Consider the following 19,464-nt stretch of genomic DNA (forward strand, 5'->3'; position numbering starts at 1 on the left):
CGAATCGTAGGATGGGTGTAGCGCGAGAAGCCGGAAACAAGAACACCGGCATATAACGCGCGCAACCCATCAAGCAGCGCGGGCGTCTTTCGGGTGCACGCGCAGCACGATGGGGTGTGCGCGCAGCACGATGGGTTGCACACGCAGCACGATGGGTTGCGCGCGTTCGCCACCAATTTCCTTGCATCGGGTCTTGCGCGCTTCACCCATCCTACGGTGGGTGCGGTGGCTGCGGGAATCCCTGCCCAGCGACCTACTGATCGTCCGATTGATCGGCGAACCGTAGGATGGGTGTAGCGCGAGAAACCGGAAACAAGAACACCGGCATCTAACGCGCGCAACCCATCAAGCAGCGCGGGCGCCTTTCGGGTGCACGCGGTGCACGATGGGTTGCGCGCGTTTTCCGGCAATTTTCTTGCATCGGGTCCTGCGCGCTTCACCCATCCTACGGTTGAAACGTTTAATGCGGTTGGCGCAATTCAAACGTTTCGCCCCATTCGCGCTTTCAGCCTGGCCGGTCGCCTTCCTTTTCCATCGTCTCGATCGTGCCGCGCAGGATCTTCAGCAGCACCAGGCCGGGCAGCGCGATCACGACGGTCAGCAGGAAGAACCCGGGCCAGCCAAATTGGCCCACCAACGGTGGCGTAAGGGGTCCGGCCAGATATGTCCGGCCCACCGCCGACAGCGCCGACAGCAGCGCGAACTGCGTGGCTGAAAACCGTTGGCGGCATAGCGCCATCAACAGCCCCACGAAAGAAGCCGTGCCCAGGCCGCCGCACAGATTCTCGATGCCGACGCCGGTTGCCATCAGCCACAGGTTCTTCGGACTGACGGCGATCAGCCAGTACGCCAGGTTGGAGACGGCTTGCAGCAGGCCGAACGCCATCAACGACCGATACAGCCCCCAGCGTGACATCAGCGTTCCGCCCGCCAGCGCCCCCACGATGGTGGCCGCCAGTCCCAGCACCTTGTTCACCGTGCCGACTTCCGTGGGCGTGAAGCCCGCGCCTCGAATCAGGAAGGTCGTGGACAAGGCGCCCGCAAAGGCGTCGCCCAGCTTGTACAGCACGATCAGCAGCAGGATGGCCAGCGCGCCGCGCCGGGTGAAGAATTCGTGCAGCGGTTCGCCCACCGCCTCGCGCAGATTGCGCGGCGCACGGGCGACGTGTTCGGGTTCGGGCGCCAGCAATGTGGCCACCGAGCACAGCAACATCAAGCCGCCCATCAGGACATAGGTGTAGCCCCAACCGATCCACTGGTCCGCCAGGATCAGCGCCAGGCCGCCCGACGCGATCATGGCAAGCCGGTAGCCCATCACCTTGATGGCGGCGCCAGCGCCACGCTCCTCTTTGCGCAGCACATCCGTGCAATAGGCGTCGAACGCGATGTCCTGCGTGGCAGACAGAAAGGCCACCAGCACGGCAAGCAAGGCCAGCGACTGAAGCGCCGTTGACGGCGACAGCATGCCCATCGCCATGATGGTGAACGCCAGCAGCAGTTGCGTCACCAGCATCCAGCCACGACGACGGCCCAGCAAAGGCGGCACATAGCGGTCAACGAATGGCGCCCAAAGGAATTTCAGGGTGTAGGCAGTGCCCACCAGGGTCAGGAAGCCGATTTCCTGCAACGGCACGCCTTCCACCGTCGCCCAGGCTTGCAAGGTTCCACTGGTCAGCGCCAACGGCAGTCCACTGGCAAAGCCCAGGACCAGCAAAGGGGCCACGCGGGGGCTGGTGTAGACGTTGGATACAGCGGTGATGACGGTCTCCTGGAACACGCCGGCACGGCGCAATAGGCGTTGCGCCGGGGGGCTTGCGGCATTTTAGGGCTTGTTCGCCCGCGCCGTCAGGACGATCGGTGTCGGAATGTCAGGGCGACTCGAAGCGGTACACCGCCAGCGTGCTACGCCAGCTGGGGAACAACTTCACCTCATGACCTTCGTTGAAGGTCGCGCGTTCCAGGATGCGCACGTCCACTTCACCGGCCAACTGTTCAAAGTCGCGCAGGGTGCACAGGTGGATGTTCGGCGTGTTGTACCACTGGTAGGGCATCTGCCCCGTCACCGGCATGCGGCCGCGCAAGATGGCCCAGCCGTGTGGCCAATAGCCGAAATTGGGAAAGGACACGATGCCATAGCGCGCCACCCGCGCCATCTCGCGCAGGATGTGCTCGGTGCGGTGCATGGATTGCAGGGTCTGGGACAGCACCACGGTGTCGAACTGCTTATCGTCGAACAGCGCCAGCCCGTCTTCCAGGTTCTGCTGGATCACCTCGACCCCGCGACGCACGCAGGCGATCACGCAGGTATCGTCCAGCTCCACGCCCGCGCCCCGCACCTGGCGGTGGTCGCGCAGGTGCGCCAGCAGTGCGCCGTCGCCGCAGCCCAGGTCCAGGACGCGGCTGCCGGGTTCGATCCATCCGGCAATGCGCGCCAAGTCGGGCCGCAGCGCGCTATGGGCATAGCGAGGGGTCACAGGAGTCATTCGGAGCGTCCTTCGGTCGGGGCGGCCGCGCCGCCAAGCCCAAGCTCGCGCGCGATGCGTTCGTAATAGCCGCGAACCACGGCATGGTAGCGCGCGTCTTCCAGCAGGAAGGCGTCGTGGCCATGCGGCGCGTCGATTTCAGCGTAGGTCACGGGGCTGGCATTCTTCAACAGCGCCCGCACGATTTCGCGTGACCGCTCGGGCGGAAAACGCCAATCGGTTGAAAACGACACCAGCAGGAAATCGGACTTGGCCGGTGCCAGCGCGCGCGCCAGGTCACCGCCGGTCGTGCGGGCCGGATCAAAATAGTCCAGCGCGCGCGTGATCAGCAGATAGGTGTTGGCGTCGAAATAGCGGGTGAACTTTTCGCCCTGGTAGCGCAGGTACGACTCCACCTCGAATTCGACGTCGTAGCCGTAGTGATAGGCGCCGTTTTCGGCGGGCGCGCGTTGCGCGCGGCCGAATTTCTCGGCCATGTCGTCGTCCGACAGGTAGGTGATGTGGCCGATCATGCGCGCCACCGACAGGCCACGGCGTGGCACCGTGTCCTGCGCGTAGTAGTCGCCGCCGTGGAAATCCGGATCGGTGATGATGGCGCGGCGCGCGACCTCATTGAAGCCGATATTCTGCGCCGACAGGCGCGGCGTGCTGGCGATCACCACGCAGTTGGCCACACGGTCGGGCAAGGTGATGGCCCAGCTGAGCGCCTGCATGCCGCCCAACGATCCGCCCATCACCGCCGCAAAGCGTTCGATGCCGAAATGGTCAGCCACACGGGCTTGCGCACGCACCCAGTCTTCCACCGTCAGCACTGGAAACGCGGCACCCCAGGGCTTGCCGGTGGCCGGATTGATGCTGGCCGGCCCTGTCGAACCAAAGCAGGAGCCCAGGTTGTTCACGCCGATCACGAAGAAGATATTGGTGTCCACCGGCTTGCCGGGGCCGACCATGTTGTCCCACCAGCCGACGTCGCTGGGGTTGTCGGCCGCCTGCCCCGCCACGTGGTGCGACGCATTGAGCGCATGGCAGATCAGGACCGCGTTGGTGCGCTGGGCGTTGAGCGTGCCGTAGGTTTCCACGGCCAGTTCGTAGGCCGCCAGCGACTGGCCGCTGAGCAAAGGCAGCGGCTCATCGAAACGGATGAAAGTAGGTGCGACCAGGCCGACGGTACCGGGATCAACGGTGTCGGAAGTCGTGACGGTGGCGGGAACGAACCCGCTGGCCGAATCACCGGCCAAATGTTGGGCAGGAGTGGTCATACGGACCTCTTTAGCTGGATTTATTGGAAGGCGCCCGCAAGCGGATCAGGCAAATCGGCGCCGAAATATGGATAGTGCGAAAAGAATTCTAGCACTGCTTGCGGGCGCAGCCATTGCCCGCACGCTGGTGGGACAATAGCCAATACCGGCGGCGCCCCCAACCGATCGCGGCGCGCGCCCCTGACAGGAAGGATATGGCTCACATCTATCTGGACGAACTTCAGCACCTGGCGGCGGCCGGCCTGGCCGCCGCTGGCGCCAACCCGGCAATGGCCGACAGCACCGCCCGCGCGCTGGTCTTCGCCGAAAGCCAGGGCATCAGTTCCCACGGTCTGTCGCGCGTGCCGTTCTACGCCGGCCACCTGCGGGCCGGCCGCGCCATCGGTTCGGCCGTGCCACGCATCGTGCATGAACGCGGCGGCGCGGCACTGATCGACGCGGGCTCAGGCCTGGCCTTCCCCGCCTGCGCCCTGGCCGTGGAACAAGCCGCCACGCGGGCCCGCGAACACGGCATCGCCTTCATCGGCGTGGCCAACAGCCACCACTTTGGCGAAGCGGGCTACCACCTGGAAGCCTTGGCCGATTCCGGTCTGGTGGCGCTGGCGCTCAGCAATTCGCCGGCCGCCATGCCCGCCTGGGGCGGCAAACGCCCCCTGTTCGGCACCAACCCCATCGCCGCGGTCTTTCCCCGCCGCAACGGCGCGCGCCTGGTGATCGACCTGTCGCTGTCGCAAGTGGCGCGCGGCAAGCTGATGATCGCCGCGCGCGACAACCAGCCCATTCCGCTGGGCTGGGCGCTGGACGCGGACGGCCAGCCCACCACGGACCCCAAGGCCGGCCTGGCCGGCAGCATGCTGCCCGCGGGCGGCGTCAAAGGCGCCATGCTGGCGCTGATCGTGGAACTGCTGGCCTGCGCGCTGACCGGCGCGCACTTCGGTTTCGAGACGGAATCGTTCTTTGTCGACGCAGGCGGCCCCGCCCGGCTGGGGCAAGCCTTCATGGCGATCGACCCCGGCGCGCTGGCCGGCAACGACACCTATCTTGAGCGCGTCGAAACGCTGGTGGACGCCATGCTGGAAGACGAAGGCGTGCGCCTGCCCGGCGACCGCCGCCGCAAACTGCGCGACGCGGCCCTCAAGCACGGCGTGGACATACCCGATTCGCTCATGGCCCAGTTGCGGGCGATGGCGGGCGTGGCCTGACACCGCAATGCGCCCCGGCGGCTATGCCCCGTGGTGCGTGAACCACAGCATCAAGGGCGCCAGCAGCAGGAACACCACCGTGGACACCAGCACCGCGCCGGCCGCGGTGTCGCCCAACGGGGTGTAGCGCTTGGCGTACATGTAGCTGACCACGGCGCATGGCATCGCCATCTGCAAGGTCAGCGCGCCCGCCAGGACAGGCTCCAGGTCCAGCGCCCACACCACCACCAGCCCGGCGGCCAGGCCCACCCCCAGCCGGATCGCCCCCACCTTGGCGCCGTCGCGCAAGCCGTTGGACGGGATCAGCGCCAGCGCGTGGCCCAGGCTCAGCAGCATCAGCGGCACCGTCACGGCGCCCAGCATGCGGGCGGTCTCGATCAGCCAGTCCGGCACGGGGATGTGCAGCATGCGCAGCGCCACCGCCACGACCGACGCCAGCAGGATCGGGCTTTTCCAGCTGCCCTTGGTATTCACTCCCGGCAACAGCCGCACGGCGATCGTGTGCATGACAAAGGAATTCACCGCGAAGAACGCCACCGCCACCGACAGGCCGGCGTCGCCAAACGCCAGCTGCGAAATCGGCAGGCCCAGGTTGCCGGCATTGGGCAGGAATGCCGTGGGCAGCAACGTGCGCACCGGCAGCTTCCACACCTTCAACAGCAACGCGCCAACCACCGCGCACAACAACAACGCCAACAGCGTGGCCACGGCCACATCGGCCAGCGCGCGGTCATCCAGGTGAGTCGTGACGAACGTGTGGAACACCAAGGCTGGCGTCGTCACCGACGTCACCAGGGTGGTGATGAACGTGCCGCCAAACGGAATATCGCGCTTTCCCCAGAACACCCCGATGCCCACGCAGGTCAGCAAAGGCAGCATCAGCACAATGGCTGACAGGTAAAACTGGGCGATGGCCAACATACGACTATTCCGTCAGAGATAAAGAGATCGATGCGCCGCGGCATCAATGCTTGCCCGCTGGCGGCAAGGACCGCAGCATGGGGCAACACGTCAACTACAGGGCATCCCGCCCCTCGCCACCATGACCGCCATCCGCCGCTTGTCCGCGTACCGCCCATCGTTGCAGGCGTCCTTGCAGGTACCGTCCCAGCCCCTATCCGCCCAGCATCCGCCGATCTCGCCGCTGACCTCGCTTTCCGCGCCACCCGTCGTGAAAGCGCTGTCCGACCGCCAGGCCGCGTGCCTGTATTGGTCAGCCGCCGGCAAGACCAGCTGGGAAACCGCCCGCATCCTGGGCGTCAGCGAAAGCACCGTTAATTTCCATCTGCACAACGCCTGCGCCAAGCTCGGTGTGCGGGGCCGCCGGGCCGCGGTCGTCGCGGCGCTGCGCCAAGGGCTGCTGGATGCCGTCACGGCTTGATGGGTTTGGCCGGATTGATCACCACTGATCGCAAGAATTCACGGGCACGCTCCGCCGGCAGGCTTTCTTCGGTGCCGGCTGCCACCGCCTCGATCAGCATGGTATCGGTCACCCAGACCTTGGCCTGCAACCACCCTGGCTTGCCCATGGCCTTGCCTCGCACCTCGATATCCTGCCCGTAGGCCGGCCATTCCGTGGGCGGCGGGGCTTGCATGTTGGCGTACAGCGAGTGCATCAAGGCCATGCCCAGCGCCTGCTTGGCCACCGGGTCCGCCACGATCTCCGGCGGCAGGGGGGCGGATCCGATGGCAAACACGGCTTCTCCCACGGTGGCGGTAGCCAGGGTAAAACGCAAAGTGTGGGCATCCAGACGCAGGTCGCGGGTGTCCGTCATGACCCGGTCGGGGAACGCAGCGCGCACGTGGCCGTCCGCCACATCGACTTCCCGCCAGTTGTAACGGGGCGAGCAGGCAGCCAGCACCAGCGCCAACCCCACAAAGAGGCCGGCTTTCTTGAACATGAAACGAAACAGCGATGAAATCGTCATTACCCGAGGACCTGGACGGTCTATCCATTTCAAGGAATCCAGAAATTGTCGCCGATTTCCATGACCCCCGCGCCCGACGGCACCCCTTTGGCCAATTATGTGTGGCCCGCCGCCCCAAATGTGCCCCCGCCGATCACCGGCCCGGGCACCCCCAGCGTCTATCTGCTGCACGGACTGAGCGAACATGCCGGGCGCTATGACCGCCTGGCCCGCTGGCTGACGGCGCGCGGCTGGACCGTGGGCGCGCACGACCATCGTGGCCACGGCCGCTCGGGCGGCCCGGCCGCCACGCTGAGCCACCAGGAAGACCTGGTCACGGACGCCGTGGACCGGCTGCGCGCCTGGACCCAGGCCCAGGGCCGCCCGCCCATCCTGTTGGCCCACAGCCTGGGCGCACTGGTGGCCGTGCGAATCGCCCTCCGCCGCATGGTCGAACTGGACGCCCTGGTGCTCAGTTCGCCGCCTTTTGTGGTGCACGTGCCACAGTGGGTGCGTCGCACCCTGACCTGGATGTCCCTGCATGCGCCCGACGTCCGCATGCCGCACGGCTTGGCCACCGCCCGGATTTCGCATGACCGGGCCGTCGTGAAAGCCTACCGCTCCGACCCGCTGGTGCGGCGACGCATGACGGGCCGGTTGGCCCGCTTCGTGGACGAAGGCGGTCAGGACGCCCTGCGCGAGGCCGGGCTGCTGCCCTGCCGGACCCTGCTGATGGTGGCGGGCGACGACTCCATCGTCGCCGCCGAGGGCAGCCGCCAGTTCGCCCAGCGGGCGCCCGCCGAATTGCTGACGCTGCGCTGGTACGACACCGCCTGGCACGAGATTTTCAATGAAACGGCCCCCATTTCAGATCCGGTTTATGCTGATCTGGACGAGTGGCTGGCGCGTACGGCTCAGGCATTGTCCCTGCGCCCAGTACTGGCTCCCTCGGCACAGGAGGCCGGCACCCCGTAAAATCCGGCGACAGACCCCAACGAGAAGAATCCGTGACTGATACCGCCGCCAACCGCCTCTCCCGCCTAGAGGCCAACCGCTCGCTGCTGACCCAGACGCTGCGAGGCATCGAGAAAGAAGGCCTGCGCGTGGACGAGCAGGGCATTCTGTCCCGCACGCCCCACCCCGCCGGCCTGGGTTCGGCGCTGACCAACGAACACGTCACCACCGATTATTCCGAATCGCTGCTTGAATTGATCACCGGCACGCATACGGACGTGGACGCGCTGCTGGCCGAATTGACCAACACCCATCGCCACGTCTACAGCGTGCTGGACCATGAACTGATCTGGAATCAGTCCATGCCCGCCACGCTGCCCTCCGAGGCGGATATCCCCATTGCCTGGTATGGCAAATCCAATACCGGCATGCTCAAGCACGTGTACCGCCGTGGCTTGGCGGAACGCTATGGCAAGACGATGCAATGCATCGCCGGCGTGCACTACAACTTCTCGTTGGCCGAAGACCTCTGGTCCGTGCTCGATACGCAGCCGGGTTCGACGCAAGATCGTCGTTCGCGCGGCTATATCGGACTGATCCGAAACTTCACGCGCTATTCCTGGTTGCTGATGTACCTGTTCGGCGCGGCGCCCGCGCTGGCCGCCGACTTCCTGCGTGGCCGCGAACATCCGCTGCATCGCCTGGGCGACCACACGCTGTACCTGCCCCACGCCACCAGCCTGCGCATGAGCGACCTGGGTTACCAGAACAAGGCGCAGTCGCAGCTCAAGCTTTGCTACAACGACCTGGACACCTTCCTGGGCCGTCTGTACGACGCCGTGACGCAGCCCTGGCCCGATTACCAAAAAATCGGCACGCATCGCGACGGCGAATGGATTCAGCTGAACACCAACGTCCTACAGATCGAAAACGAGTACTACTCCAGCATCCGCCCCAAGCGTGCCACCGGCCGCTGCGAACGCCCCATCACGGCGCTGGCGGAACGCGGCGTGCAGTATGTGGAAGTGCGCTGCCTGGATATCGACCCGGATTCGCCCGTGGGCATCGATGCCAGCACGAGCCGCTTCGTGGACGCCTTCCTGCTGTTCTGCGCGGCATCGGACAGCCCGTTCTTCCCTGCCAACGGCTACTGTCAGCGCAGCGCCGACAACTTCTCGACCGTCGTCAAGGAAGGCCGCAAGCCTGGCCTGACGCTGGACCGCGATGGCCAGTCCGTGGCGCTGACGCAATGGGGGCATGAACTGCTGGACCAGATCGCGCCCTACGCCGCGTTGTTCGACTCTGCCTTGGGCGGCAATGCCTACGCTGAGGCGCTGGCCGCGCAGCGCACCAAGCTGGACCAGCCTGACACCACGCCATCGGCCCGCCTGCTGGCGTCGTTGAAGAGCAGCGGCCTGTCGTTCCACGACTATTCGCTGGACCAAAGCCGCAAGCACGCCGAAACCTTGCGTGCGCAAGCCCTGCCCTCGGACCTGGCTGCGGCTTATTTGCAGGCGGCGGCACAATCCACGCAGGAACAGCAACGCATTGAACAGTCGGACACGGTGGATTTCGCCACCTACGTTGCCCGCTATCAAGCGGCGCTGAAAGCCCCGCCCAAATAAGGCGTATCGTTAGGGTTTGGGTCCGCGCCGCCTGCCAGTCAGGCGGCGCGGGCTCCGTCTGTCACCTAGGAGGTTATTCCCATGCGCCGCACCGCAACATTCCTGTTGGCCATGGCAGCCAGCATGTCGGGAATCGTCCATGCCGCGCCGCCCATGCAGACCGTCCCGTCGGTGGACCTGAAACGCTATGCTGGCATGTGGTACGAAATCGCGAATTTCCCCATGTTCTTCCAGCGCGACTGCGTGGGGGACACCACCGCCGAATACACCGCGCATGCCGATGGCACCGTGGGCGTGAACAACCGTTGCCGCACCAAGGACGGCACGATCGATTCTGCATCCGGCACCGCCACGGTCGTTGAAGGCAGCAACAACGCCAAGCTTGAAGTCTCGTTCGCCAAGCCCTTCAAGGGCGATTACTGGGTAATCGGCCTGGACCCTGAGTACCGCTGGTCCGTCGTGGGTACCCCAGATCGCAAATATCTGTGGATTCTGTCGCGTTCGCCGCAGTTGCCCAAGGAAGAACTGGACCGCGCGCTGGCTGCCGCCACCGCGCAAGGCTATCAATTGGACGAACTGCGCTACACGCCGCAGAAATGACCGCGGCAGGCGGTCAGCCTGCGTAGTCGCGCGCCAGCCGCACCACCGTCACGCCGGGCTTCAACTGGCGCAACGACGGCATGATCAGCGTGCAGTGGTCATAGGGGGTCACGATCGCCTGGCCATCGGCCCAACCGATCACAGACCCCGCCTGCTCCAGCGTTTCCAATCCCGTCCACGGCTCTGAGAACCGCAGATCCATGGACGGCGCGACCACCGCGTCCGTCACTTCCAGCACGCGCTGCGCCAAGGGGTCAGGCAACAACCAGTCGGCCGGCACATCCGACGCATCCACCACGCCCGACTCGATCAGCATGCGCGCCACCATGTCGCGCGCCACATCGCGCGAGGCCAGTTCCCCGTGGAAGCCGCATTCAATCAGCAAAGCGCACGCCTCTTCGCGGGCGGGGTCGCCGAACTGCTCGAAATCGCGCATGCGCACGCCGTCCTTGTGGCCGGCGTCCACGATCACGTGCTGCGGCGCCTTCAGGCGGCGTGCCAGTGCGATATTGCGCGGCAACACGCCCGTCAGCAGCAAGGGGGCACCCGGCTCGTGCATGGAATGCAGGTCCAGCAGCCAATCCGCGCGACGCACCCAAGGACGCAACGCGGCGCCACGCTGGCGATCCGGCGTGGTGGGGTTATCCAAACGCTCGGCGCTCCAGACACGGTTCATGTCTTCAGCAACGAAGCGCGATGCATCATGGTTGGCGTGGTCGAACCGGTCAAAAGCGTCCAGGTTGCAGAACGCCAGCGTCAGGCTGCCCCGGCGCGGTTTGATGCCAGCCGCCAGCAGATCCTTCAACGCCCAGGCGCCGCAGAGTTCGTTGCCATGCACCAACGCGGACACCATCAGCGCCCGGCCCGGCACGCCTGAATCAAAATGCCAGACGCCCGGCGTATCGGTATTGCCGGCGCGTTCGGCGCTCAGGTCGGGAACGGGAAGCTTGAATTCCATGATGATGTCCGCTTTTCTGGTGAGTGCAGGTGCGTGGTGCTGGTACTTGTTGCAGGTGCGTGTTGCTGGTGCGCGTATTACTGCGCTTCGATCTTCGCCGCCTTGACCAGCGCGCCGTACTTCTTCGTTTCTTCAGCCTGATAGGCCACCAGATCGATACCCGGCTTGGCCACTTCGCCACCCGCTTCCTGCATCTTGGCGCGGAACGGCTCGGACTTCAGCGTTTCATCCAGCACAGTGCGCAGCTTGGCGACAACCGGTTCGGGCAAGCCGGCAGGGCCGTACAGCGCGAACCACAAGTTGATGTCAACGGACTCGAAGCCCGGCGTCGCGGCCAGCGGCGCGATCTCGGGCGCTGCCGGCGACCGCTTGTTCTCGGTCAGGCCCAGCGCCACGATGTTTCCGCTGCGCACTTGCGGCAGCCCCGAGGACAGCACCAGCATGCCGTAGTCCAGCTGACCGCTCATCAGGTCCGTGACCAGCGGCGACACGCCACGGTACGGCACGTGTTCGGCGCGGGTGCTGGTGGCCTGGTTGATCATTTCGCCCGCCAGGTGCAGCGTGGTGCCCACGCCGGATGATCCGTAGTTGAAGGTGCCCGGTTCGGCGCCGCGCAGCTTCTTCAGATAGTCGGCAGCGGTCTTCACGCCCGAGTTCTTGCTGGCGGCCAGCAGCATCGGCTGCGACGCCACCAGCCCCAGGGCCGTGAAATCCTTCGCGCTGTCGTACTTCACCGCCGTGTTGATCATGCGGGCAATCACCATTTCATTGGTGGAGCCCAGGAAAATCGTATAGCCATCGGGCGTCGCACGCGCCACGCGCTGGGCGCCGATCGTGCCACCCGCGCCACCGACGTTTTCCACGATCACGGTCTGGCCCAGGCGTTTGCCCAGTTCTTCGCCCAGCAGGCGGGCGGTCAGATCCAGACTGCCACCAGCCGGGTAGCCGACGATCAACGACACGCTGCGAGCCGGATAATCAGCGGCGCTGACGGTGGGTGCGGCAACCAGGGCGGAGGCGGCACAGAACGCAACAAGCGCTGCACGCAGCGGATGCAGATTGGACTTCATGTTTTCTTCCTTGGGGTGCTGGGGATGGACGGCGGTGCCGTCTCGTTTGAGGTTTAGCGCCCTATTTTCGGGCGCAGTCCATGTGCATGCCGTGCTGAAACGGCACATCTTCGTGCTTATTCTGCTTCCCGCGGGCGCCTTCGGCCAATCAGGCCTTGCGGTTGGCGGTCGCTTCCCAGGCGGCTTCCGCCAGATCCGTCAGCCGGGCGCGCGGGCGGTACAGGCGCACCTCGAAAGCGATCTCTTCGCTGCGTCCGCCCAACGCGGTCAGCGCGCCCCGGCGGCAGTCGGCCGCCACCATGGACCACGGCAGCCACGCCACGCCCACGCCCTTGGCCACGGCGCCATGCGCCGCATCCAGGGAATCGCTGCGCACGAACGGCGTCAACGCATAGGGCGTGGTTTCCAGGCGGTCGCCGACGATGCGTTCCATCGCCAGGCCACCGGTATAGGTAATCAATGGCACGGGCGTGCCGCCGTCTTGCAAGGCATAGCGGGCGCGGCCACGCGCGTCGACCTGGCTGACCGGCACCAGCTTGTCGGTTGCCAAGGTCATGTAGCGATAGCGCGCCGGGCTAAGCGGCACGGACAGGGCCGGGTGCTCGTAACAGCACAGCAGGTCCACCTTGCCTTGTTCCAGCCGCACCACCAGATCCTGCGCCTTGCCGGTGGACAACTCCACCTGCGTGCCTTCAGTCAGCACCTTGGGCGTGCGGTGCCGCAGGCGGGCGATCCAGTCCGCGACCAGCGTGCGGGCCAGGCTGCGGCCGGTGGCAATGCGCAGCACCGATTCGCCGCCCGCGCCCGAACTGCGGATGCGATGGCGCACCAGCCCCATCTGCTCGACCACCTGCGTGGCCGTCTTCAGCAGCGCTTCGCCCTCTGGCGTCAACGTGACCGGCAGGTGCTGGCGTTCAACCAACGGCGCTCCGGCCCAGGCTTCCAACGCACGAATGCGCCGCCCGAAGGCAGGATGCGTCACGTGGCGCAGCTCGGCCGCGCGCACGAAGCTGCCGGTACGCGCCAGCGCGATCAGGTCTTCAAGGAGTTTCAGGTCGGCCATGAGGCGCAAGCTTACGCCATCGGCCGACCGTCCGGCAGGCGGCCGATCAGCGGGCCGCCACCCCCATCATCGCCAGCGTGGCGCGGGTCAGATCGCTGGCCGGATCTTCAAGTTCGTTGACCAGGTCAAAGTGGTTGCAATGCGGCGTGGGGATGCGCGTGGACGCCAGGCCCGCCGCGTTCCAGGCGGCCTCAAACGCCGTCGTCTGGTTCTTGAAACCCTGTGTCTCCAGCCCTCCCACGGCCAGCAGCATCGGACCCGCGTGTTCGGGCAGATTGAAGATCGGGCTTTGATGCGCCGCCTGCTCGGGCGTCAACCGCAACCAGGTATTCGGCAGGATGTCGCACAGCGGCCGCAAATCGAACAGCCCGCTCAGCGCCAGGGTGCCCTTGATCACATCTTCCGGCACGCCGTACCGGGCCGGCCAGCCCGGCGCGACCAGCATCCCCGCCAGATGGCCACCCGCCGAACTGCCACCCACGTAAATGCGGTCAGGGTCCACCCCATAGGCCGCCACGTTCTGGTACAGCCACGCCACGGCGGAACGCACTTCGCGCACCACTTCGCCCAGGGTCGCTTCGGGCACCAGCGTGTACTCCAGGGTGGCCACGGCGGCGCCTGCGGCGTTGAATGCCTCGGCCATCACCGGCGCGTCTTCCTTTCTCTGCGCGCGCCAGTAGCCGCCGTGGATGAACACGAAAAGCGGAGCCGGCGCGTGCGAGGCCGCGGGCAGGAACAGGTCCAGCCGTTCGTCCTGGCCCATGCCGTAGCGCAGGTCCAGCACGCCGGGCCGGCGCGTCCGCACCCGGGCCGACGACTCGGCATAGCGCCGCACGCAGGCATCAAAGTCGGGCACCGATTCCCGCGCGTTGTATTGGACGTCGCGTTCGGCAATGGAGGAGAAGAAGAGGTCGATATCAGCGTTATGCATGGCGGGCCTGCGGGTCGGGCTGTGAAATGATCCGTTCAATGAACTGCGCGGTCTTGCGGTAATGCGCCGCCAGCATCGCGACCGAACCTTCGACGTCGCGCGAGATCGCGGCGTCCAGCAGGTGGCGATGCTCGTCATCGACGTTGCGTTCCGGCCCGTAGGCCGTGGCGCCGGCGCGCGCCGGACGGCGATAGCGCTCGGTTTGTGCGTAGAGCTGCGTGGAAAGGTCCAACAGCCAGTGCGACCGGCACGCACCGATCAGCGCATGATGGAAATCCAGATGACGCGCCTCAAGCAGTTCTTCAAGCTCTTCGGACGGCGACTGAGCATCGCCCGCGCGCTGCGCGGCCAGCGTCAGGGCATGATAGGCGCCGACCAGCCGCGCTTCCCAGGCGTCGTCGGCGTTGGCCAACGATCGGCGCAACGCATCGCAATCGATCAGGATGCGGGTTTCACAGGCATCCCACATTTCCTCGACCGACAAAGGCGCGATGCTGAAACCGCGCGACGTGGTGTTGATGACCATGCGTTCGCTGCGCAGGCGGTTGAGCGCCTCGCGGATGGGGGAAAAGCTGCTGCCGTAACGCTGTCTCAGCAATTCCAGCCGCAACGACTGGCCCGGCGCGAAGACGCCGCTCATGATGTCCCGCCGAAGCAGGCGGTAGACCTGCTCGGACAGCGTGATTTCCTCTACTTCGGCGTTCCCGTCCGCTCCGGATTCGTCCTGGCGGGAAGCTTTGATCCTTGGCTTCAACATACTCTCCAGATGTCAGCGGCTTGCCCGCCGGCCCGCGTGCAGGCGGGTCATTCTACCCGCGCGTGGCCGCGGGCATGCCCGTTTCCGGGCCGGTTTCCGCGGCCGCTTCATATCCCCAAATACCGTTGCGCCAATTCGGGCTGCTGGGACAACTCGGCCGGCTTGCCCGACCACGCCACCTGACCCTTGTCCACGATGTAGTGACGGTCCACCAGCGTCGCCATTTCCGGCAGGTTCTTGTCAATGACCAGAATGGTCTGGCCCTCGCCCTTCAAGGCACGCAGGCAGCGCCAGATCTCCTGCCGGATCAACGGCGCCAGCCCTTCGGTGGCCTCGTCCAGAATCAGCAGCTTGGGATTGGTCATCAGCGCGCGGCCCACCACCAGCATTTGCTGCTCTCCGCCGGACAGCGTGCGCGAGGACTGGCCGCGACGTTCCTTCAAGCGCGGAAACAGCGCGTAAACGCGCTCCAAATCCCATCCACCCGACGCGGCCCGCGACGTCGCCACCAGGTTCTCCTGCACGGTCAGCGAACCAAACACGCGCCGCCCTTCCGGCACCAGCCCCACGCCCAAGCGCGCCACGGTGCTCGGGGCGGATCGGCCCAGCGTCTGGCCCCGGAACTGCACCGTGCCGCCGGTGGCAGGCAGCATGCCCATCAGGGTCTTGACGGTGGTGGTCTTGCCCATGCCGTTGCGGCCGATCAACGAAATCACTTCGCCTTCGCTGGCCTCGAACGACATGCCGAACAGCACTTTGCTGGATCCGTAGCCGCCCGTCAGTCCGTCAACCTTCAACATGTTCTTCTCCCAGATAGGCTGCGCGCACCTCGGGATGGCGCCGCACCTCGTCGGGCGCTCCGCTAAATACCACGCGGCCGTACACCAGCACGCTGATGCGGTCGGCCAAGGCAAAGACGGCGTCCATGTCGTGTTCGACCAGCAAGATGCCGTAATTGCCTTTCATCCCTTGCAGCAGCCGGGTCATGCGCGCCGATTCCTCGGGCCCCATGCCGGCCATCGGCTCGTCAAGCAGCAACAGCCTGGGCGAACGCGCCAATGCCACGGCCAATTCCAACTGCCGCTTTTCGCCATGCGCCAGATCAGCCGACCGCACGTGGCGACGATCCGCAAGCCCCACGTGCGTCAGCCACTGCATGGCCTCGGCCTTCAAGGTGGCGTCATGGCGCGGATTGGACCATGCCTGAAACGCGCGCCCGTTCTTGAGCATGCGCGACAAGATCACGTTTTCCAGCGCGGTGTATTCGTGGCAAAGCTCGGTGATCTGGAACGACCGGCCCAAACCCAGCCGCGCACGTTCAAACGCGCGCAGCGGTGTCACGTCCCGGCCGTCCAGATGGATGGTGCCCGAATCCGGCCGGATCTCGCCGCATATCTGCGCGATCAGCGTGGACTTGCCGGCGCCATTGGGGCCGATAATGGCGTGGATTTCACCCGCCCGCACATCCAGGTCCACGCCGTTGGTGGCCACCACCGCGTCAAAGGCCTTGCGCAGTTGCGTCAGGCGCAACAGGCTTGCGCTGGCGTCAGTCGGCATGGCGCGTCTCCAGCAGTTTTCCGAACAGGCCTTTCTGCCCCCACAACACCACCAGCACCAGGATCGGCCCCATGTACAACAGCCAATGCTCGGTCAGCGACGACAGCATCTGCTCCAGGCCCAGGAAGACCGCGGCGCCCGCAATCGGCCCCAGCAAGGTTCCCACGCCGCCCAGGATCACAATGGCCATCAGCTCGCCGGATTTGGTCCAGGCCGCCATGTCGGGCGTGACCAGCCCCGCGTAGTTGGCCCACAGCACGCCCGCCAGGCCCGTGCCCACGGCCGACAGCACAAAGGCGCTTAGCCGGTACGGCGTGGGCGCAACCCCCAGGTTCACCGCGCGCCGTTCGCTTTGGCGCAACGCTTGCAACACCATGCCGAAGCGTGAATTGGTGACGCGGATGCAGAACAGCGTCCACGCCGTCAACACCGCCAGGCACACGTAATAGAACACCATGGGGCTTTCCAGATTAATGCCGGGCAGCACGTTGCGTTGCGGAATCATCAGTCCGTCGTCGCCGCCGTAGAACTGCAAGGACACCAACACGAAATACACCATCTGGCCGAACGCCAGGGTGATCATGATGAACTGCACGCCTCGCGTGCGCAGCGCCAGATATCCGAAGATCCAGCCGGCCAGCGCGCACACGGCCAGCGCGATCGGCCACACCACCAGCGCCGCATTGCTGCCTGCCCATCCGAAGATCGGCCCGGCTTCTGACGTATGGAAGGCAATGATGCCCACCGCGTAACCGCCCAGCCCGAAGAACATGGCGTGGCCGAAGCTGACCATGGCGCCGTAGCCGATCACCAGGTCCAGGCTCACGGCCGCCAGCCCGTAAATCAAGAAGCGCGTCACCACGCCGATCAGGAACGGGGATCCCGACGCCACGGCCGCGGCCGGCAGCAGGATCAACACCGCCAGGCCGCCCAGCCCCCAGCGCGCGCGATTCGAAAGTGTCTTTGCCATCATCATCCTCGCGCCGGAAACAAGCCGCCCGGCTTGGCGATCAACACGATCGCCATCAGCACATAGATACTGGCCGACGCCAGGCCCGCCGCCAGCGGGTCCGCCGTGGCGGGCGAAAACACCGTGGACAGCAACTGCGGCAAAAAGGCACGCCCCATGCTGTCCACCATGCCCACCAGCAAGGCGCCCGCGAGCGCGCCGCGCACCGATCCCACCCCGCCGATCACGATGACCACGAAGGTCGTGATCAGAATGCGTTCGCCCATGCCGATTTCCACCGCCAGCAGCGGCGCGGCCATCACGCCCGCCAAGCCGCACAGCAGCGCGCCCAGGCCGAACACCAGCGTGTAGAGCTTTCTGATGTCGACGCCCAGCGCATCCACCATTTCGCGGTCATCGGCGCCTGCGCGGATCAGCATGCCGATGCGCGTGCGGTTGACCAGCCACCACAGCCCCACCGCCACCAACGCACCGATGGCGATGAACGACAGGCGGATCAAGGGGTATTGGAAGCCGGGAGCCAACGTCACTGCGCCTTCCAGAAACGTGGGGATGCTGACCAGCGGCGGACGGCGGCCGAAGATCAGGCTGACCGCTTCATTCGAGAACAGCAGCAAGCCGAACGTCGCCAGCACCTGGTACAGGTGGTCGCGCTTGTACAGCTTTCGGATCACCAGGACTTCAACGGACACCCCGTACAAGCCCGCGCCCAGCAGCGCCGCGACCACGCCGGCCAGGAACGAGCCCGTGTTGCCGATGGCGTATGCCGCGCAGTATGCCCCCACCATGTAGAAGGAGCCATGCGTCAGGTTCACGACGCCCATGATCCCGAAGATCAATGTCAGTCCGGCCGCCAGCATGAAAAGCATGGCGCCGAACTGCAAGCCGTTGAGCAGCTGTTCAAACAGAAGCGTCATGATGGCATCTTGCAGAATTGAGCGTAGGCGTCCTTGTCATCGGACACCAGCTTGCGGACCAGGTGCGGCGACAGGCCGCCATCGCTGTCTTTCTCGATGCGCATCAGGTACAGGTCCTGAATGGGATGCTGGTTGGTGTTCATGCTGAACTTGCCGCGCAAGGACGTGAACTCGGGCTTGCGCAGCGCCGCGCGGAATTCCGCCGCCTTCGACAGATCGCCGCCCGTGGCCTTCAGGCCCACGCCGATCAATTGCGCCGTGTCATACGCCTGCATCGCGTAATCGGTCGGCACGCGGCCATAGGCTTCCTTGAACGCTTTCACGAAGGCCTTGGATTGTGCGTTGTCAAAGTCCTGCGACCAGATGCCGGTGGTGTACGACCCCGCCGACGCATCGCCGGTGGCCTGGATCATCCGGGCATCCATCGAGAAACTGGGCATCAGCATCGGAATGGTCTTGTTCAACCCCGCCGCTGCGTATTGCTTGACGAAGTTGATGCCTGTCCCGCCCGGATGGAACTGATAGATGGCCTCGGGCGCCAACGAACGCAAACGCGCAAGCTCCACCGAAAAATCCGACTGGTCCAGCTTGGTATAGATCTCGGCCACCACCTCGCCCTTGTAGGTGCGCTTGAAGCCTTCGATCGCGTCGCGTCCCGCCTGATAGTTGGGCGCCAGCAGCACCACGCGCTTGTAGCCCAGCTCATTGGCCGCCACGCCGCCCGCCGTGTGGAAGGCATCGTTCTGGTATGACGCGACGAAGTAGTTGGGGTCGCACTTTTCACCCGCGAAGTTCGACGGGCCGGGATTCAGGCTGACGTAGAACGCGCCCGCCTTCACCACGCTGGGCACGACCGCCGCCAGCACGTTCGAGAAGTTCACGCCGGTGTAGAGCTTCACGCCTGATTGCAGCAAACGGTCAGCCGCCTGCTTGGCGTTGGCGGGCTTCAAGCCATCGTCCTCGATGACGAGTTGCACCGGCACGCCACCGAGCGCGCCGCCGCCTTGTTTGATGGCCAGGTTGAACGCATCGCGCTCGTCTTCGCCGATGTAGCCCGCCGGCGTGGACAAGGTGGCGATGAATCCAATCTTGACCGGTTCCGCCGCCTGCGCCGCGCCCATTGCGAAGACCGCGCCCAGTGCGGCGGCGGCCGCGCCGCTCAGTTTCATTTTCTTGATCATGTTTTCCCCTTGGAGACTGCGCTGCCCGCC

The 19,464-nt window shown here is 65.5% G+C and carries 21 protein-coding genes and 1 riboswitch; of the genes, 5 read left to right on the forward strand and 16 right to left on the reverse strand.

The annotated features are described in order from the left end of the window. Nucleotides 1–69: 69 nt before the first annotated feature. The 4 genes from HV753_RS15820 to metX form a co-directional block, all read right to left on the reverse strand. Nucleotides 70–210, reverse strand: coding sequence for a hypothetical protein (locus HV753_RS15820; RefSeq protein ID WP_175175469.1), 141 nt, complete (start codon nucleotides 208–210; stop codon nucleotides 70–72). Nucleotides 211–505: 295 nt separating this feature from the next. After that, complete coding sequence (locus HV753_RS15825; protein ID WP_425485905.1) at nucleotides 506–1,759, reverse strand: muropeptide transporter; 1,254 nt, start codon at nucleotides 1,757–1,759, stop codon at nucleotides 506–508. Nucleotides 1,760–1,868: 109 nt separating this feature from the next. Next, the gene (metW, locus tag HV753_RS15830) at nucleotides 1,869–2,483 is read right to left on the reverse strand and encodes a methionine biosynthesis protein MetW (protein WP_175175471.1); all 615 of its coding nucleotides are present in this window, start codon (nucleotides 2,481–2,483) and stop codon (nucleotides 1,869–1,871) included. Then, on the reverse strand, nucleotides 2,480–3,742 hold the full coding sequence (gene metX / locus HV753_RS15835) for a homoserine O-succinyltransferase MetX (RefSeq protein WP_175175472.1): 1,263 nt from the start codon (nucleotides 3,740–3,742) through the stop codon (nucleotides 2,480–2,482). The genes metW and metX overlap by 4 nt, the downstream gene beginning before the upstream one ends. Continuing rightward, nucleotides 3,732–3,813, reverse strand: a riboswitch (SAM riboswitch). Its footprint overlaps the gene before it by 11 nt. 123 nt (nucleotides 3,814–3,936) lie before the next feature. Between metX and HV753_RS15840 the strand changes: the two genes are divergently transcribed. Then, a complete protein-coding gene (locus HV753_RS15840; RefSeq protein ID WP_175175473.1) occupies nucleotides 3,937–4,944 on the forward strand; it encodes an Ldh family oxidoreductase in 1,008 nt (335 codons plus the stop codon). A gap of 21 nt (nucleotides 4,945–4,965) precedes the next feature. On the opposite strand, the gene HV753_RS15845 is transcribed toward HV753_RS15840, so the two are convergent. Next, nucleotides 4,966–5,865 (reverse strand): AEC family transporter, encoded by a 900-nt coding sequence (locus HV753_RS15845; RefSeq protein WP_175175474.1) that lies wholly within the window; start codon nucleotides 5,863–5,865, stop codon nucleotides 4,966–4,968. A 250-nt stretch (nucleotides 5,866–6,115) separates the two neighbouring features. Between HV753_RS15845 and HV753_RS31320 the strand changes: the two genes are divergently transcribed. Continuing rightward, nucleotides 6,116–6,325, forward strand: coding sequence for a LuxR C-terminal-related transcriptional regulator (locus HV753_RS31320; protein ID WP_175176176.1), 210 nt, complete (start codon nucleotides 6,116–6,118; stop codon nucleotides 6,323–6,325). Here HV753_RS31320 and HV753_RS15855 read toward each other — a convergent pair. Next, the gene (locus HV753_RS15855; protein ID WP_175175475.1) at nucleotides 6,315–6,872 is read right to left on the reverse strand and encodes a hypothetical protein; all 558 of its coding nucleotides are present in this window, start codon (nucleotides 6,870–6,872) and stop codon (nucleotides 6,315–6,317) included. The genes HV753_RS31320 and HV753_RS15855 overlap by 11 nt on opposite strands. A gap of 45 nt (nucleotides 6,873–6,917) precedes the next feature. Here HV753_RS15855 and HV753_RS15860 point away from each other — a divergent pair, with 45 nt between their 5' ends. The 3 genes from HV753_RS15860 to HV753_RS15870 all read left to right on the forward strand — a co-directional run bounded on the left by HV753_RS15860 (nucleotide 6,918) and on the right by HV753_RS15870 (nucleotide 10,030). Then, nucleotides 6,918–7,826 carry an alpha/beta hydrolase gene (locus HV753_RS15860; protein ID WP_246288295.1) on the forward strand — a complete coding sequence of 303 codons (909 nt, stop codon included), beginning with the start codon at nucleotides 6,918–6,920 and terminating at the stop codon, nucleotides 7,824–7,826. 32 nt (nucleotides 7,827–7,858) lie between these two features. Beyond that, entirely contained in the window at nucleotides 7,859–9,430 is a 1,572-nt protein-coding gene (gene gshA, locus HV753_RS15865; RefSeq protein WP_175175476.1) for a glutamate--cysteine ligase, read from the forward strand. A gap of 81 nt (nucleotides 9,431–9,511) precedes the next feature. Further along, entirely contained in the window at nucleotides 9,512–10,030 is a 519-nt protein-coding gene (locus tag HV753_RS15870) for a lipocalin family protein (protein WP_175175477.1), read from the forward strand. Nucleotides 10,031–10,043: 13 nt separating this feature from the next. Here HV753_RS15870 and HV753_RS15875 read toward each other — a convergent pair whose 3' ends face one another. The 10 genes from HV753_RS15875 to HV753_RS15920 all read right to left on the reverse strand — a co-directional run bounded on the left by HV753_RS15875 (nucleotide 10,044) and on the right by HV753_RS15920 (nucleotide 19,434). Further along, entirely contained in the window at nucleotides 10,044–10,988 is a 945-nt protein-coding gene (locus tag HV753_RS15875) for a M14 family metallopeptidase (protein ID WP_175175478.1), read from the reverse strand. 77 nt (nucleotides 10,989–11,065) lie between these two features. After that, a complete protein-coding gene (locus tag HV753_RS15880; RefSeq protein ID WP_175175479.1) occupies nucleotides 11,066–12,058 on the reverse strand; it encodes a Bug family tripartite tricarboxylate transporter substrate binding protein in 993 nt (330 codons plus the stop codon). Between the two features lie 148 nt (nucleotides 12,059–12,206). Next, the gene (locus HV753_RS15885) at nucleotides 12,207–13,121 is read right to left on the reverse strand and encodes a LysR family transcriptional regulator (protein WP_175175480.1); all 915 of its coding nucleotides are present in this window, start codon (nucleotides 13,119–13,121) and stop codon (nucleotides 12,207–12,209) included. Between the two features lie 46 nt (nucleotides 13,122–13,167). Further along, nucleotides 13,168–14,052 (reverse strand): alpha/beta hydrolase, encoded by an 885-nt coding sequence (locus HV753_RS15890; protein WP_175175481.1) that lies wholly within the window; start codon nucleotides 14,050–14,052, stop codon nucleotides 13,168–13,170. After that, on the reverse strand, nucleotides 14,045–14,806 hold the full coding sequence (locus HV753_RS15895) for a GntR family transcriptional regulator (protein ID WP_175176177.1): 762 nt from the start codon (nucleotides 14,804–14,806) through the stop codon (nucleotides 14,045–14,047). Before HV753_RS15895 ends, HV753_RS15890 begins: the two co-directional genes overlap by 8 nt. Nucleotides 14,807–14,916: 110 nt before the next feature. Then, complete coding sequence (locus tag HV753_RS15900; RefSeq protein ID WP_175175482.1) at nucleotides 14,917–15,609, reverse strand: ABC transporter ATP-binding protein; 693 nt, start codon at nucleotides 15,607–15,609, stop codon at nucleotides 14,917–14,919. After that, nucleotides 15,596–16,366: an ABC transporter ATP-binding protein gene (locus HV753_RS15905; RefSeq protein ID WP_175175483.1), complete on the reverse strand. Its 771-nt coding sequence runs from the start codon at nucleotides 16,364–16,366 to the stop codon at nucleotides 15,596–15,598. The genes HV753_RS15900 and HV753_RS15905 overlap by 14 nt, the downstream gene beginning before the upstream one ends. After that, nucleotides 16,356–17,342, reverse strand: a complete 987-nt coding sequence (locus HV753_RS15910; protein ID WP_175175484.1) for a branched-chain amino acid ABC transporter permease — start codon at nucleotides 17,340–17,342, stop codon at nucleotides 16,356–16,358. Before HV753_RS15910 ends, HV753_RS15905 begins: the two co-directional genes overlap by 11 nt. Then, nucleotides 17,339–18,253, reverse strand: a complete 915-nt coding sequence (locus tag HV753_RS15915; RefSeq protein ID WP_175175485.1) for a branched-chain amino acid ABC transporter permease — start codon at nucleotides 18,251–18,253, stop codon at nucleotides 17,339–17,341. The genes HV753_RS15910 and HV753_RS15915 overlap by 4 nt, the downstream gene beginning before the upstream one ends. Next, nucleotides 18,250–19,434, reverse strand: coding sequence for an ABC transporter substrate-binding protein (locus tag HV753_RS15920; protein WP_175175486.1), 1,185 nt, complete (start codon nucleotides 19,432–19,434; stop codon nucleotides 18,250–18,252). Before HV753_RS15920 ends, HV753_RS15915 begins: the two co-directional genes overlap by 4 nt. Nucleotides 19,435–19,464: the final 30 nt, after the last annotated feature.

This window comes from Achromobacter pestifer (genome assembly GCF_902859625.1).
Lineage (GTDB): Bacteria > Pseudomonadota > Gammaproteobacteria > Burkholderiales > Burkholderiaceae_B > Achromobacter > Achromobacter pestifer.

What these genes read in the sequence shown, in the direction of transcription:
- HV753_RS15820 (WP_175175469.1), bottom strand. Translation starts at nt 210, where the DNA reads ATGGGTGAAGCGCGCAAGACCCGATGCAAGGAAATTGGTGGCGAACGC.
- metW (WP_175175471.1), bottom strand. Translation starts at nt 2,483, where the DNA reads ATGACTCCTGTGACCCCTCGCTATGCCCATAGCGCGCTGCGGCCCGAC.
- metX (WP_175175472.1), bottom strand. Translation starts at nt 3,742, where the DNA reads ATGACCACTCCTGCCCAACATTTGGCCGGTGATTCGGCCAGCGGGTTC.
- HV753_RS15840 (WP_175175473.1), top strand. Translation starts at nt 3,937, where the DNA reads ATGGCTCACATCTATCTGGACGAACTTCAGCACCTGGCGGCGGCCGGC.
- HV753_RS15845 (WP_175175474.1), bottom strand. Translation starts at nt 5,865, where the DNA reads ATGTTGGCCATCGCCCAGTTTTACCTGTCAGCCATTGTGCTGATGCTG.
- HV753_RS15855 (WP_175175475.1), bottom strand. Translation starts at nt 6,872, where the DNA reads ATGACGATTTCATCGCTGTTTCGTTTCATGTTCAAGAAAGCCGGCCTC.
- HV753_RS15870 (WP_175175477.1), top strand. Translation starts at nt 9,512, where the DNA reads ATGCGCCGCACCGCAACATTCCTGTTGGCCATGGCAGCCAGCATGTCG.
- HV753_RS15875 (WP_175175478.1), bottom strand. Translation starts at nt 10,988, where the DNA reads ATGGAATTCAAGCTTCCCGTTCCCGACCTGAGCGCCGAACGCGCCGGC.
- HV753_RS15880 (WP_175175479.1), bottom strand. Translation starts at nt 12,058, where the DNA reads ATGAAGTCCAATCTGCATCCGCTGCGTGCAGCGCTTGTTGCGTTCTGT.
- HV753_RS15885 (WP_175175480.1), bottom strand. Translation starts at nt 13,121, where the DNA reads ATGGCCGACCTGAAACTCCTTGAAGACCTGATCGCGCTGGCGCGTACC.
- HV753_RS15890 (WP_175175481.1), bottom strand. Translation starts at nt 14,052, where the DNA reads ATGCATAACGCTGATATCGACCTCTTCTTCTCCTCCATTGCCGAACGC.
- HV753_RS15900 (WP_175175482.1), bottom strand. Translation starts at nt 15,609, where the DNA reads ATGTTGAAGGTTGACGGACTGACGGGCGGCTACGGATCCAGCAAAGTG.
- HV753_RS15905 (WP_175175483.1), bottom strand. Translation starts at nt 16,366, where the DNA reads ATGCCGACTGACGCCAGCGCAAGCCTGTTGCGCCTGACGCAACTGCGC.
- HV753_RS15910 (WP_175175484.1), bottom strand. Translation starts at nt 17,342, where the DNA reads ATGATGATGGCAAAGACACTTTCGAATCGCGCGCGCTGGGGGCTGGGC.
- HV753_RS15915 (WP_175175485.1), bottom strand. Translation starts at nt 18,253, where the DNA reads ATGACGCTTCTGTTTGAACAGCTGCTCAACGGCTTGCAGTTCGGCGCC.
- HV753_RS15920 (WP_175175486.1), bottom strand. Translation starts at nt 19,434, where the DNA reads ATGATCAAGAAAATGAAACTGAGCGGCGCGGCCGCCGCCGCACTGGGC.